The organism is Sulfurospirillum diekertiae, from assembly GCF_002309535.1.
Lineage (GTDB): Bacteria > Campylobacterota > Campylobacteria > Campylobacterales > Sulfurospirillaceae > Sulfurospirillum > Sulfurospirillum diekertiae.
In genome coordinates, this window is the sequence record NZ_CP023275.1 from 2,682,656 (window position 1) to 2,696,278 (window position 13,623).

15 protein-coding genes are annotated in these 13,623 nt (G+C 39.5%); 4 read left to right on the forward strand and 11 right to left on the reverse strand.

All coding sequences use genetic code 11. The annotated features are described in order from the left end of the window. Nucleotides 1-113 precede the first annotated feature (113 nt). On the forward strand, nucleotides 114-1,133 hold the full coding sequence (gene mnmA, locus SJPD1_RS13750) for a tRNA 2-thiouridine(34) synthase MnmA (RefSeq protein ID WP_096047651.1): 1,020 nt from the start codon (nucleotides 114-116) through the stop codon (nucleotides 1,131-1,133). 17 nt (nucleotides 1,134-1,150) lie between these two features. Here the strand turns inward: mnmA and SJPD1_RS13755 are convergent, their stop codons facing one another. From SJPD1_RS13755 to SJPD1_RS13790, 8 genes are all read right to left on the reverse strand, one after another. Further along, complete coding sequence (locus SJPD1_RS13755; protein WP_168171371.1) at nucleotides 1,151-1,612, reverse strand: C-GCAxxG-C-C family protein; 462 nt, start codon at nucleotides 1,610-1,612, stop codon at nucleotides 1,151-1,153. Between the two features lie 9 nt (nucleotides 1,613-1,621). Then, a complete protein-coding gene (locus SJPD1_RS13760) occupies nucleotides 1,622-1,852 on the reverse strand; it encodes a thioredoxin family protein (protein WP_096047653.1) in 231 nt (76 codons plus the stop codon). Next, on the reverse strand, nucleotides 1,849-2,310 hold the full coding sequence (locus SJPD1_RS13765; protein WP_096047654.1) for a rhodanese-like domain-containing protein: 462 nt from the start codon (nucleotides 2,308-2,310) through the stop codon (nucleotides 1,849-1,851). Before SJPD1_RS13765 ends, SJPD1_RS13760 begins: the two co-directional genes overlap by 4 nt. Nucleotides 2,311-2,320: 10 nt before the next feature. After that, a complete protein-coding gene (locus tag SJPD1_RS13770; protein WP_096047655.1) occupies nucleotides 2,321-3,754 on the reverse strand; it encodes a sensor domain-containing diguanylate cyclase in 1,434 nt (477 codons plus the stop codon). Nucleotides 3,755-3,805: 51 nt separating this feature from the next. Then, on the reverse strand, nucleotides 3,806-4,765 hold the full coding sequence (locus SJPD1_RS13775; RefSeq protein WP_096047656.1) for a permease: 960 nt from the start codon (nucleotides 4,763-4,765) through the stop codon (nucleotides 3,806-3,808). Beyond that, complete coding sequence (locus SJPD1_RS13780; RefSeq protein ID WP_210394383.1) at nucleotides 4,758-5,165, reverse strand: arsenate reductase ArsC; 408 nt, start codon at nucleotides 5,163-5,165, stop codon at nucleotides 4,758-4,760. Before SJPD1_RS13780 ends, SJPD1_RS13775 begins: the two co-directional genes overlap by 8 nt. A 115-nt stretch (nucleotides 5,166-5,280) precedes the next feature. Then, a complete protein-coding gene (locus SJPD1_RS13785) occupies nucleotides 5,281-6,288 on the reverse strand; it encodes a rod shape-determining protein (protein ID WP_096047658.1) in 1,008 nt (335 codons plus the stop codon). A gap of 1 nt (nucleotide 6,289) precedes the next feature. Beyond that, the gene (locus SJPD1_RS13790; protein WP_096047659.1) at nucleotides 6,290-7,033 is read right to left on the reverse strand and encodes a TerC family protein; all 744 of its coding nucleotides are present in this window, start codon (nucleotides 7,031-7,033) and stop codon (nucleotides 6,290-6,292) included. Nucleotides 7,034-7,151: 118 nt separating this feature from the next. On the opposite strand from SJPD1_RS13790, the gene SJPD1_RS13795 reads away from it, so the two are divergent. Beyond that, nucleotides 7,152-7,823: an MqnA/MqnD/SBP family protein gene (locus SJPD1_RS13795; RefSeq protein WP_096047660.1), complete on the forward strand. Its 672-nt coding sequence runs from the start codon at nucleotides 7,152-7,154 to the stop codon at nucleotides 7,821-7,823. 21 nt (nucleotides 7,824-7,844) lie between these two features. Further along, complete coding sequence (gene gdhA, locus SJPD1_RS13800; protein ID WP_096047661.1) at nucleotides 7,845-9,206, forward strand: NADP-specific glutamate dehydrogenase; 1,362 nt, start codon at nucleotides 7,845-7,847, stop codon at nucleotides 9,204-9,206. Nucleotides 9,207-9,256: 50 nt separating this feature from the next. Here gdhA and upp read toward each other — a convergent pair whose 3' ends face one another. From upp to gltX, 3 genes are read right to left on the reverse strand one after another with little or no spacing between them, the layout of a single operon-like run. Next, nucleotides 9,257-9,889 carry a uracil phosphoribosyltransferase gene (gene upp / locus SJPD1_RS13805; RefSeq protein WP_088437525.1) on the reverse strand — a complete coding sequence of 211 codons (633 nt, stop codon included), beginning with the start codon at nucleotides 9,887-9,889 and terminating at the stop codon, nucleotides 9,257-9,259. Continuing rightward, nucleotides 9,890-11,167, reverse strand: coding sequence for a malic enzyme-like NAD(P)-binding protein (locus tag SJPD1_RS13810; RefSeq protein ID WP_096047662.1), 1,278 nt, complete (start codon nucleotides 11,165-11,167; stop codon nucleotides 9,890-9,892). A gap of 1 nt (nucleotide 11,168) precedes the next feature. After that, nucleotides 11,169-12,560 carry a glutamate--tRNA ligase gene (gene gltX / locus SJPD1_RS13815; RefSeq protein WP_096047663.1) on the reverse strand — a complete coding sequence of 464 codons (1,392 nt, stop codon included), beginning with the start codon at nucleotides 12,558-12,560 and terminating at the stop codon, nucleotides 11,169-11,171. 201 nt (nucleotides 12,561-12,761) lie between these two features. Here gltX and SJPD1_RS13820 point away from each other — a divergent pair, with 201 nt between their 5' ends. Beyond that, a complete protein-coding gene (locus SJPD1_RS13820) occupies nucleotides 12,762-13,613 on the forward strand; it encodes a peptidylprolyl isomerase (RefSeq protein WP_096047664.1) in 852 nt (283 codons plus the stop codon). Nucleotides 13,614-13,623 lie beyond the last annotated feature (10 nt).

Sequence of the window (13,623 nt, forward strand, 5' to 3'; positions counted from 1 at the left end):
ATGTAACGAAACGTTAAAAGTTTAGCCCAGTCCCTTAGTCGCCCATTTTTGGGTCAACACGAAACGTAAAGACTTTTACTCTTTAGACGTCGAAATGAAATAAAAGAGAAACCATGAAAATTGCACTCCTGATGAGTGGCGGCATTGACTCCAGTTACTCCGCTTATTTGCTCAAAAACCAAGGCCATGAGGTTATTGGTATCTATCTCAAACTCCATGACGATGAGAAAAAACATGCGATCAACATCGCCAATATCGAAAAAGTGAGCCACCATTTGGGCATACAGACCCATGTAATTGATGCCAAAGCGCTGTTTAAAGAGCATGTGTATGACTATTTTGTCCGATCCTACGAGCAAGGACGAACGCCCAATCCGTGTGCTTTTTGCAATCCGAAAATGAAATTTGGGTTTGCCTTTGAAAAAGCGATGGAGATGGGATGCGAAAAAATTGCCACTGGGCATTACGCACGCGTTGAAAATGGGCATATCAAAGAAGCTTACGATATGTCAAAAGATCAAAGTTATTTCCTTTTTGGGCTTAAAAAAGAGGTGATCGAAAAGATCATTTTCCCCTTAGGCGGCATGCTCAAAAACGACATCAAACCCATTGCGCTTAAAGAGTTGCCATGGCTTGGAACCTTAGAGACCTACAAAGAGTCTCAAGAGATTTGCTTTGTCACGGACACTTACATTGAAGTGTTGAAAAAACATATTAACGTTGATCAAAAAGGCACCATCAAAGATGTCAAAGGCAATGTTATTGGCGAGCACAAAGGCTACATGCACTACACGATCGGTAAACGCAAAGGCCTTACTATTAATGGCGCGCATGATCCGCATTTTGTGGTGAACATTGATGCCAAGACCAACACGGTTATTGCAGGGACCAAAGAAGACCTACTCCAAACCCAAGTGGTTGCCGAAAATTTCTCGTTGGATAAAGAGTTTAAAGAAGGTGAGTACGGTGTAAAAGTACGCTACCGAAGTCCCAAAACCAAAGCGCATGTGAAAATTGAAAATGGCAAGATCATCGCTAACCTTGAAGAGGGTGTTTTTGGACTTGCTAGTGGGCAAGCACTCGTTGTTTACCAAGATGACCTCGTCATCGGCGGCGGTTGGATCGAAGCGTAAAAGAACTAAGAGCCGTTTTACAATGGCTCTTTCTCTTTACATGTAAGCATATGTTCTACTTCCGTAACAGCGTAAACCACATAAAGATCGCACTTACAGGTTTTGCAATTTCCCTCTTTAAATTTCTCTCCGGCATCAGGAGAACTGAGTGAAAAGCCCAAAAGTTTGGCACATTCACAGCTTCCAAAGGCTTTTTCAAAATGCTCTTTAAACAGTTGTACATTGTGATAAAGCGGATCTTTTGGATCACTGGCATTTGTACGTCCTTGCAGGAGTGAAAGAGCCATAACACCACCACTATATGCTCCACAAAGCCCACCGTCGCTGCGAGACAAACCACTTCCAAATCCTGATGCGATAGCAGGAATCAATGGTGAATCAATGCCGTGTTTTTCTGCGATGGTTTTTAAAACTGCTTCACTACACACATAGCCATTTGAAAAATGCTCTAATGCTTTTTGTTCAACCGATTCATTCATCATATTTCCTTACCCTAAAAGTGCCACAATTTCATCGACACTTAACAATTTTCCACTACTGACAACTTTACCATCAATAACCAAAGCAGGTGTAGAAGTCACTCCATAATGCATAATTTGCATGAGATCTTCTACCTTTTCTATTTGTGCAAATAGCCCTTTTTGAGCCACCGCCTCTTTTACATGTAATGTCAATGCTTGACATTTAGAACAACCTGTTCCTAAAATTTCAATCTTCATTGTTTCTCCTTAGACGCTTGATACTCCTCTAAAAACTCTTTTGCATTATCCCCACGCAAAAAATCAGCCACTTTCAAAAGCCCATCATTGAGATACTTCGCGTTATAGCCATTTTGCACCAAAAAAAGGCGCGCAAGATTAGACCTATCATTATGCGGACATGCGGTGATAATCAGTTTGTCTTTGGGAAGCTCATTTAACCGTTTGGGTAGTTCATTGAGCGGAATATTTTTCGCAAAATTCATATGCCACACTTCAAACTCTTCACGAAAACGGACATCCACTAAAATTGCTTTCCCCTCTTCAATCAGAACCAACATATCCGGTGTTTTGATCTTCATATTTTCACGCTCTTTATAGTCAAAATGCAGAAGATACTCTTCAAAACTCACCTTTTTAAGCTCATCTGCATGAAGCAAACCCATCATCAATAAAACAGCTATCACTACTTTTTGCATATTTTTTTCCTTACGCAACAATGACTTGATCTTTGCCTGCTTTTTTAGCTTCATAAAGTGCGTTGTCCACTTTGTAGACCAACCCATCTTGGCTCTCCAAGCTGCTAAGATGCCCTACCCCAATACTCACCGTAAGAGGTCTTTGTAAAAGACTACTCAGCGCTTTGTCCTCTCGAATAGCTTGGCAAATTTTCTGTGCAATTTCAACACTCTTTTCAGGACTCACATCCACGAAAAGAAGTGCAAACTCTTCACCACCCCAACGCGCTATCATATCAGAAGAGCGAAGCTCCACGCGTAAAATTTCAGCAACCCTCACTAAAGCTTCATCGCCCACAAGATGTCCAAAGGAGTCATTGACTTCTTTAAAATTATCAATATCAATCAAAACAAGTGTGAGTGAATTGATACCTTTTTTGTAAAGTTTATAGAATTTTTCAAAATGTTCATTAAATTTTCTTCGATTGGCAAGCCCCGTCAGTGAATCTTCACTTGCCATTTTAACAAGCTGTTTTTGATAAATATTGATCGTATAAATAATAATGAGCGTTACCAACAAGGTTACCAAAAGCGAAATCGCTAAATTCGCATAAAATGTTTTCTTAAGCTCCTTAAGATACTCTTTTTTATTAATTTCGACAAAAAGTTGCAGTTTGAGTTTTCCAATGTACTTGGTATTTAAAAGGTATTCACCCTCTTTATTTTTATACTCAAACTGTGTCTGTTCCCCCTTATAAATAGCCTCTTTGATACTTTTTAACCCATCAATATTGGCAATATTGCCACGTTTATTGAGGGCTTGAGAGAAAAGCGTTATCTCTCCTTTTTGATCGACAAAGTAGACGTCATATTTATATTTGGTTTTAAAGGAGTTGAGCATCTTTTCAATGTTGAGAAGGCGCACACCCACACCCGTTACGCCAATCATCTCATTTTTATAGTTCATCACTTTGTAATTGATAAACATGATTAAGGTGTCACTTAAATTTGCATTATGATCCAGATTGATTTCATAAGGCTCTGGTTGATCTTTAAAGCGAAAATACCATGCATCGGCACTGTTGTCTTTATTGATAACATCAATGAGACCTCTAGGATGGTAATAGTTTTTAGTTTTATCGGAGACTAAAAATGTGGTAAAAATATCGTATTTCTGTTGGATTTCCGTGAGATAGCGAACAATGCCATCTATATCTTTTTCACCGCTCATCAGCCAGTCTCGTAAAAAAGTATCATGCGACATCAATGAAGAGACCAGTAATGGCTCAATCATGCGCTGTTGAATCTCAGTGTAGATATTGTCAACCGAAAGCGGCAAGGAAGTATTTTGCAGTTGCTCTTGTGTATCATGAACATTTTTCATATAATTGATCACAGAGCCTGTAATGGATACACCCAAAAGCAATCCAGCTATAATCACAACCACTTTAGTTTTTAATCGCATAGTCTCTCCTTGAATACGCGATTATAACACAAAATAGACGACAAAAAAACATCATAACAGTGCGTTAAACAGATACCCAACACCCATAATTCCAAGAGCCACAATGCCAAAAAAGAGGGCAATCAGCTTTACATGTAAAATGCGCTTTAAAATCATCGCTTCAGGCAGACTGAGTGCGGTGATCGCCATCATAAAGCTCAGCGCCGTCCCAAGTAACATTCCTTTACTGGTTAACACTTCGATGAGCGGCATCACGCCTGCGGCATTGGAATACATCGGAACGCCCAGCAGTACAGCAAAAGGGACACTGTACCACGCATTGCTTCCTGCATATTTGACGATCAATTCCGTTGGAACATATCCATGAATAAATGCCCCAATGCCCACACCAATCATCACATACAGATAGATTTTCTGTAAAATATCCAGCGTGTAGCCCCATGACTCTTTCACTCTTTTTTTCACCGTCAGTGTAATCTCAACCTCTTTCAAATCACCACTCATGGGTACCACAGGAATTAAGACGTATTTTTCCATCCCTAGTTTGCCGACAATAAAGCCGCCTAGAATGGCAACCAACAGTCCAAAACCAATGTACAGTGCCGTGATTTTCCAGCCAAAAAGCCCAAATAAAAGCGCAATAGCAATTTCATTGTTCATGGGACTTGAGATCAAAAAACTAAAGGTAATCCCAAGAGGAATGCGCGCTTGCATAAATCCTAAAAACAGAGGAATCGCCGAACAACTACAAAACGGCGTAATAATGCCAAAAAGTGCTGCTAAAATATTGCCTGTGAACTCACTTTTACCTTGCAAATAGACGCGTACTTTGTCGGTATTAAAATACGTTCTCAAAAAACTCACTGCAAAAATAATCAGCACTAAAAGAATGTAAATTTTCACTGTATCAAAGATGAAAAAATGAACCACTTCTGCTTTTTGTGTCGAAGCATCCAGTCCGAATACCCCATAGACCAGATAATCTACCATCTTTTCCCATACATTAAACATCGCTTAGCTCTTTTTCAATAATAGGCAAAAGCTCTGCTTTAATTGCTTTACATGTAAGAATAAACGCCCCATAATCTTTCCCATCGGGATCGGAAAAGCCAACATGAATTTTTTTAGGAATAGGACGAGGAAACATGGGACAGCTCTCTTTGGCATGATCGCATACCGTGACTACCAAATCGAAGTCTACATGTAAAACCTCATCGAGTGTTTTGGAGTGGTAGTTCTCTTTCCAAATGCCCTCTTCTTCTAAGACTTTTTTCGCATAGGCATTGACATATCCGCTTGCACGCACGCCCGCACTATACGCCTCAATGCCTTTTAAATGTGCGTTTACGAGCGCTTCAGCGATAATACTTCGACAACTGTTGCCCGTACATAAAATCAGTACTTTTTTCATGATCTAGCCTTTACATGTAACAATGATGAAATGGTAGCATAAAATTATCTTTATATCAAGATATATTGATATGTTAACTCCTAAAGGTAAGATAAGAGCACAAAATCTATTGCTCTTACGCGCCTAAAAGGGAGCTATAACGGGCATCTTCCATGGCACGCCCCGCCCCTAGAATAATATTTTGCAAAGGATTATCCACAACATTGACCGCTATTTCTAATTTTGCAGACAGGTAACAATCGAGCCCTTGTAGCATCGAAGAACCACCTGTGAGTAAAATACCTTGATCATAAATATCTTGTGCAAAGGCTGGAGGAAGTTCTGAAAGCATGCGGTGTGTCAGAGAAACCATTTTATCGACCAAAGGCATAATCGCCTGATGTACATCGTGAGAACTTGCCACAAAGCGCTCGGGAAGACGAGAGACGAGATTTTTGACATTGATCTGCATCGTTACTTCTTCACGATTGACAAGATTTCCAAGCTCTTTTTTTAAATGTTCTGCATCATTATGCGAGATGAGAATACGCTTGCTCGCTTTAAAATACTCAATAATTGCCTCATCAAGGTCATTGCCAGCAACACGGAGAGACTTTGACATCACAATTCCATTACACGAAAGAAGTGAAATATCGCTCACCCCAGCGCCAATATCCAGTACTAAAACGCCTTTAGGTAATTCTATCGCTTGCATGGAACCAAGCGCGGCAGAGAAAGGGTCTTTGATGAGCATCACTTCACGAGCACCTCCATCTTTACACGCTTCTACCACAGCACCCCGCTCCATCGAATTGAGATCGCTTGGAACACTCACAAGAATCGTTGGCTTGAAAAATCGGCTCTGTGCAATGCGCGCAATGACCTCTTTAATATAAGCTTTTGCAACGGTTAGATTGGCGATTGCCCCTTTGGAAAGGGGATGCATCACTTCGATATGTTGAGGATTTTTACCCCACATTCGCCTTGAAGAAGCACCACTATCAAAAAAAGAACTTCGTTTTGTATCGAATGAAATAGAGGTAGGCTCATCTAAAATAATTCCACGGCTGGGTTGATATACCAATGTATTATTAGTGCCAAGATCAATGGCAAAGGCATTGGAAGAACGAAGGAGAGAAAACATATTACGCCTCTTTTTTAGCTACTGATTTTTTAGCTTTTTTCTTACGACTGTAAATATTAATCGACTCAACAGCAAGAGAAAATGCCATCGCGAAATAAACATAGGCTTTTGAGATATGAAGTCCAAACCCTTCAGCGATAAGCGTCACACCAACTAAAATCAAAAACGAAAGTGCTAAGATTTTAATCGTAGGATTGGCATCAATAAAATCAGAAATAGCCTTACTTGCAAACATCATCACTCCTACCGCAAGGACAACGGCCAAAATCATAATGATAATATTGTTTGCCATACCCACAGCAGTAATGACAGAATCCAGAGAGAAAACGATGTCCAAAACAGCAATCTGAATGAGTGTATTAAAAAAGCCACGTGAACCTTTTTTAAGCTCTTTTTCTTCTTCACCTACCTCTTCAATGTCTTGGTGAATCTCTGTTGTTGACTTGGCAAGGAGAAATAGACCTCCCACAATTAAGATGAGATCGCGTCCTGAAATAGGATAAGAAAAAAGAGTAAAAAGGGGCGTTGTTAATTTCATAATCCAAAAGAGTGAGAGAAGGAGCATGATCCGCGTGATCATCGCAAGACCCAGTCCAAAGATCCGACCTTTATCTCTTTGATGGGCTGGCAAGCGTCCTACGAGAATAGCAATAAAAATAATATTATCAATTCCAAGAACAATTTCCAAAGCCGTTAATGTCAATAACGCCATAAGTGCTTCGGCAGTAAATAGCGATTCGAGCATAATGCACTATCCTCTTTTTTTCCTTTTATTGTACCTACATTTGGGTATAAGTCTTCTTAGTAACCATCTTGTTAAGCAAGACAAGTTATAATACAAAACCTAGATATAAGGAGTCTGTATGGTTTTTGGAAAGATAGACTATATCAATCTTCTTCCATTTCATGTTTTTTTAAAACGAGCCTCACTACCCAACGCGTTTAAACGTTCATGTGAGCATCAGAAATCTGTTCCGTCCAGTATCAATCGTAAATTTAGAAAACGTGTTGTGGATGCCGCATTTATTTCCAGTATTGAAAGTAAACGCAAATCGATCACCCCTTTGCCTATTGGCATCGTGGCGCAAAAAAATGTTAAAAGTGTTATTTTAAAAAAGGGCGTTGCTAAAAGAGACCCCGCCTCTGCTACATCCAATATGTTAACCCGCGTCCTTGGGTTAGAAGGTGAAGTTTTCATCGGAGATCGTGCACTCAAACTCTACCTACAAGAGCCCGATGCGTATATTGACCTTGCTCAAGTTTGGCATGACACGTATCATCTCCCTTTTGTATTTGCACGATTGTGTGTGAATGTGCGTCAAAGTTTTTACAAAAAACTCTCTGCAAAGTTTGTTCAATGCCCGATTAAAATTCCTAACTATATTTTAAAGACCTATGCCAAAGAGCGTGGTATTGCAGCCCATGACATTAAAGAGTACCTTAAACTTATCAGTTATTCCATTGGGAAGAAAGAGCAAAAAGCCCTGTTTATGTTTCTCAAAAAAGCCAAACGCCTCAACAAGCCTTCGTCGTAAAATCCTCAAAGGAGTTGCCCGATGTCCGTGAAACGTTATATCGATAAAGTTCTTCAATCAACGATTGAGAGTACCCCCGGTCAAACGGAGTTTTACCAAGCGGTTGAAGAGGTTTTAACCTCTCTTGAACCGCTTTTACAGGCAGAGTCCAAATACGATCAGTACAATATACTAGAGCGTATCGTCATTCCTGAGCGTCAAATCCTCTTTCGTGTTGTCTGGATCGATGATCAAGGCAAAATCCAAACCAATATTGGTTACCGCGTCCAGTTTAACTCTGCCATTGGACCTTATAAAGGCGGCCTTCGTTTTCATCCCAGTGTCAATCTTGGTATCATCAAGTTTTTAGGCTTTGAGCAGACCTTTAAAAACTCTCTGACGGGGCTGGCTATTGGTGGAGCAAAAGGGGGCAGTAATTTTAATCCCAAAGGCAAAAGTGAAGGTGAAATTATGCGCTTTTGCCAATCGTTTATGGTGGAACTCTCCAAACACATCGGCGAGACGAAAGATATCCCTGCGGGCGACATTGGTGTCGGTGGACGTGAGATTGGCTATCTGTTTGGCGAATACAAACGCCTGACGGGTCGTTTTGAAGGAGCCTTAACAGGCAAAGGACTCAATTGGGGAGGATCTCTCGCGCGCACGGAAGCAACAGGGTATGGTTCGGTCTATTTTGCCGAAAATATCCTCAACAAAGCGGGTGACTCGCTTAAAGGTAAAATATGCACCGTATCAGGAGCGGGCAATGTGGCACTTTATACGATTCAAAAGCTCTATGACATGGGGGCAATACCCGTTACATGCAGTGACTCTCATGGAATGATCTACGATAAAAATGGTATTGATTTTAATGCACTTAAAGCCATTAAAGAGATTGCGCGTAAAGATTTAAGCGAATACCTTAATGTTCACGCAGAAGCGACCTATATTCCTGTCAGTCAATATCCCGAAGGAACGAATGCTGTTTGGAGTATCCCGTGTTTTGCAGCATTTCCGAGTGCGACACAAAATGAACTGGGTCTAAATGACATTCAAATTCTTTATAAAAACGGCTGTCGGTTGGTTAATGAAGGGGCGAATATGCCAAGCACCCCGCAAGCAATTGACTTTATGTTGGCACACAAAATGTTTTACGGCCCTGCAAAGGCTGCCAATGCGGGTGGTGTTGCTACCAGTCAGTTAGAGATGAGCCAAAATGCCAGTATGCAAAAATGGAGTTTTGCTGAAGTCGACAGTAAACTCAGAGGTATTATGAAAAATATTTTTGAGCTTTCCTATAAAACATCCAAAGAGTTTGGTGATGAAGGGAACTTGATGTTGGGTGCGAATATTGCAGGATTTCGAAAAGTGGCTGACTCGATGATTGATCAAGGGGCAGTATAGTAAAACGGGCTTCGCCCGTTTTACATGTAAACGTCAGAAAAGAGTTTTGATTAGCTGTTTACCGTATTAAAAACTCTATCTCCTGCATCACCAAGACCTGGAATAATGTAGCCATTTTCATTCAAGCCATCATCAATACACGTTGTAAAAACAGGTACATCAGGATGTATCTCACAAAAACGTTTAAGTCCCTCAGGTGCCGAAACCAACGCTAAAAAGCGTATATCTTTCACCCCTTTAGACTTTAAAAAGTTCACGGCATCAATCGCCGTTCCACCTGTAGCAAACATCGGATCGATAATAATCGCAATACGCTCTTTATGATCAGGTGGTAGCTTCGCATAGTAAAACTCTGCTTCAAGTGTTTTTTCATTGCGCTGAAATCCTAAAAATCCAACACTGGCATCAGGGATTAATTTAAAAATACCATCCAACATGCCAAGAGCTGCCCGAAGAATCGGACAGATCATGATTTTTGCATCTAATTTTTTAGTATTAGCCAACGCAACAGGTGTTTGGACTTTAATGTCACGAAGAGGTAAATCACGGGTTGCTTCAAATAACATCAAATGAGATATTTCATCGACTAAAAGTCGAAACTGAAATGGCTCTGTTTTTTCATCTCTCAAAATCGAAAGCTTATGCTCGATCAGAGGATGTTTGATGACATGAACGTTTTTCACTTATTTTTGCTCCGCATCAATAATGGCTTGAAGTTTTGCACGATAGGCTTTCATATCAAAATCTTTCACACGCGCAACGCCATCTTTGATCGCAGCTTCGGCAACTGCAGCAGAAATCCACACAAAAACTCTTCGATCAAATGGTTTTGGGATGATGTAATTGATACCAAATTTAAGATCTTCCCCGTTATAAGCTGCTTTGACATAATCAGGCACGTCTTCTTTGGCTAATTTTGCCATCGCAACGGCTGCAGCCATTTTCATGCCTTCTGTAATTTTGGTTGCTCTCACATCAAGCGCGCCTCTAAAGATGAAAGGAAAACCTAAAACATTATTGACTTGGTTCGGGTAGTCACTTCGACCTGTTCCCATCATAACGTCATCTCTTACTGCATGAACTTCTTCAGGTAAGATTTCAGGCGTTGGGTTTGCAAGGGCGAAAATAATTGGGTATGGATTCATGGATTTAACCATCTCTTGGCTGACAACACCCGGTTTTGAAAGACCTAAAAACATATCAGCCCCTCGCATTGCATCTTCTATGGTTCTATCACTTGTTTCCAATGCAAACTCTGCTTTGTATGTGTTAAGGTCTGTTCTACCAGCATGGATAACACCCTTACTATCAAGCATCACAATTTTCTTAGCACCCAAGAGTTTGTACATTTTTGCACATGCAATTCCTGCAGCACCTGCACCAGAGACGACAATTTTCATCTCTTCAATTTTTTTGCCGCTGATTTCAAGGGCATTGATAAGTCCAGCAGACGTAATCATTGCTGTTCCATGTTGATCATCGTGCATGACAGGAATATCAACACATTCTTGAAGCTTTCGCTCTATTTCAAAACAACCGGGTGCTTTAATATCTTCAAGATTGATACCACCAAATGTTGGAGAAAGCGCTTTACAAATCGCAACGATTTTATCAATGTCATGTTCATCTAATTCAATATCAAACGCATCAACATCCGCAAATTTTTTGAAAAGGACAGACTTGCCTTCCATAACGGGTTTACCTGCAACGGCACCAATATCACCAAGACCTAGAACGGCTGTTCCATCACTAATGACGGCTACAAGATTACCTTTGTTGGTATATTTGTACGCTAATTCATTATCTTTTTCAATCTCTAAACAAGGATGTGCAACGCCTGGAGTGTACGCCATTGAAAGATCTCTAGCAGTATCACAACGCGTTTTAACACTAATTTCAATTTTCCCACCAATATGATATTCTAAAGACTCTTCTTTAGTAACTTTCCCCTTATTACTCACACTAACTCCTTTTATAAGATATTAATTTTTGAATTCTCTGTATAACATTGGCATATCCAATAATTTCCAACACTTCAAAGATGGAAGGACTCACAGAATTACCTACCATAGCAATACGAATGGCTTGCGCAAGATCTTTAAGTTTTAAACCCTTTTCTTCTAAAAATCCTTTGGTAACTGTTTCAAATTCACTCGCACTATTGAGCTCTTTTGCGTCTTTTAGCGCTTCAAGATACTGCTCTAAAACAGTTAGCCCTTCGGCAGTTAAGAACTTCTCAACCGCCTTTTCATCGTAACACATTGGTGCCTCTAAAATCTGTTTTACCATAGCAGCAAACTCCACTAAGGTCTTAGCACGATCACGAAGTGCGTCAATCAGTAACTCTTTCTTTACATGTAACGTAATATCGACATCAAAAAAGCGCAATTCATCAATTAAGCGCGCATGGCTTGCTTGTTTTATATAATGCGCATTAAGCCATACCAGTTTTTCTTGGTTATAAGCCGAAGCTGATTTATTGATATTTGAAGGATCAAACAGCTCTTGCATCTGCTCAAATGAGAAAATCTCTTGATCGCCATGACTCCAGCCTAATCGAATCAGAAAATTGAGCAGAGCTTCTGGTAGATACCCTTCCCTCTTATACTCCATCACATCAACGGCACCATCGCGTTTAGAGAGCTTTTTACCTTGAGGATTTAAAATCATAGGAACATGGTAAAATTTGGGAATATCGAAACCAAGCGCTTGATATAAAATGATCTGTTTAGGTGTATTGGAAAGATGGTCATCCCCACGAATGACTTCATTAACGCCCATCAGCGCGTCATCGATGACAACAACAAAGTTATAGGTTGGTGTGCCATCACTTCTAGCGATGATGAAATCATCCAACATATCGCTCGCATTAAAACTGACTTCACCTTTAACACCGTCGACAAAAGAGATCACGCCACTTGTGGGTGCTTTGATACGAATAACAGGCTCAACGCCCTCTGGAGGCGTTCCCGTAAAGTCACGGTATCTCCCATCATATTTTGGGCGTTCTTTACGTGCCATTTGAGCTTCTCGAAGTGCATCAAGCTCCTCTTTGCTCATATAACATTTATACGCTTTTCCAGCATCCAAAAGCTTTTGAACATAACTTTTATAGAGATCGAAACGCTCTGATTGATAAACAATCTCACCCTCATGCGCTAAACCAACCCATTTGAATGCCTCGACAATAGCATCTGCTGCTGCTTTGGAGTTTCGAGCAAGATCTGTATCTTCAATACGAAATAAAAATTTTCCATTATTTCTTTTTGCCCACAAATAACTGTAAAGAGCCGTTCTAAGCCCTCCAATATGCAGATATCCCGTAGGACTAGGGGCAAAGCGTGTCACAACCATAACTGTACCTTCATTCTTTATTTTATAAATTATGTATAAATTATGTATCATTTCGTTACGTAGTGATTAAAAAATCCACTGGAGCTGGAGAAAAAACATTTTTTTAATTTTTTTTGTCAAAAAAGATGTTATCATACGTAGCTTGTTTTGTATAATACAACACGATTATATAGCTATTTTTCTTAAAATAAAGGATTATTGATGAAGATTAAACTAAAGGTGTTAACTTTTGTAACGTTGTGTACAACCTTACTTTTTTCACCTGTAAATGCAAGTACTGTTGATGGAGTTTCTATCATTATTAATAAAGAGCCTATTACATTATTTGATGTTTTCAAGTATTCACAGCGCTTTAACATCCCCAAAAAAGAGGCATTAGATATTTTAGTAAGACAAAAGCTTGAAGAATCTGAAATCAAAAAACAAAATATCGCTGTTGACAATTTTGAAGTCGATCAATATATCGAAAACTTAGCAATTAGTAACAATATGAATCAATATGATTTCCTTAATATGATCCGTTCAAAAAATATTGAAATTTCTGAGTATAAAGAGGATCTTAAAAAGAAATTACAACGTGATAAACTCTATAAAAAAATTGTTAGTACCAAAATGCAACAAATGGGAGATAGTGACCTACAAGCTTATTATAATGAAAATCTTAATGAATTTTCACAAGCAAGTGCATTTGATGTGACGATCTATACTAGCGCTAATCAACAAAGCCTAACTGCCATTCAAAATAACCCTATGAGTGCTGTGAGTGATGTTCAGCTTCAAGAAGGAAAAATTGAAGCAGCTAAAGCAGACCCAAAACTCATAGCACAACTAAACAAAACAGCTAAAGGGAAATTTTCTGCCATCACAAAAACCGATTCAAATTACGTCATGTTTTTTGTAAAAGAAAAATACAATGTTCAAACCGTCTCTTTTGCTGATGCTAAAAACTATATCTACTCAAAACTGGGAGAAGGTAAAGAACAAAAAGCGATTGAAGAGTATTTTGAAAAGTTAAAATCATCTGCTAACATTCAAGTTATCAGAGCACCCTAGTCAAATACAA

Coding starts and splice junctions, on each gene's coding strand:
- SJPD1_RS13785 (WP_096047658.1), bottom strand. CDS start 6,288: ATGTTTTCTCTCCTTCGTTCTTCCAATGCCTTTGCCATTGATCTTGGC.
- SJPD1_RS13775 (WP_096047656.1), bottom strand. CDS start 4,765: ATGTTTAATGTATGGGAAAAGATGGTAGATTATCTGGTCTATGGGGTA.
- gdhA (WP_096047661.1), top strand. CDS start 7,845: ATGTCCGTGAAACGTTATATCGATAAAGTTCTTCAATCAACGATTGAG.
- SJPD1_RS13795 (WP_096047660.1), top strand. CDS start 7,152: ATGGTTTTTGGAAAGATAGACTATATCAATCTTCTTCCATTTCATGTT.
- SJPD1_RS13765 (WP_096047654.1), bottom strand. CDS start 2,310: ATGCAAAAAGTAGTGATAGCTGTTTTATTGATGATGGGTTTGCTTCAT.
- SJPD1_RS13760 (WP_096047653.1), bottom strand. CDS start 1,852: ATGAAGATTGAAATTTTAGGAACAGGTTGTTCTAAATGTCAAGCATTG.
- gltX (WP_096047663.1), bottom strand. CDS start 12,560: ATGGTTGTGACACGCTTTGCCCCTAGTCCTACGGGATATCTGCATATT.
- SJPD1_RS13770 (WP_096047655.1), bottom strand. CDS start 3,754: ATGCGATTAAAAACTAAAGTGGTTGTGATTATAGCTGGATTGCTTTTG.
- mnmA (WP_096047651.1), top strand. CDS start 114: ATGAAAATTGCACTCCTGATGAGTGGCGGCATTGACTCCAGTTACTCC.
- SJPD1_RS13790 (WP_096047659.1), bottom strand. CDS start 7,033: ATGCTCGAATCGCTATTTACTGCCGAAGCACTTATGGCGTTATTGACA.
- SJPD1_RS13820 (WP_096047664.1), top strand. CDS start 12,762: ATGAAGATTAAACTAAAGGTGTTAACTTTTGTAACGTTGTGTACAACC.
- SJPD1_RS13780 (WP_210394383.1), bottom strand. CDS start 5,165: ATGAAAAAAGTACTGATTTTATGTACGGGCAACAGTTGTCGAAGTATT.
- SJPD1_RS13755 (WP_168171371.1), bottom strand. CDS start 1,612: ATGAATGAATCGGTTGAACAAAAAGCATTAGAGCATTTTTCAAATGGC.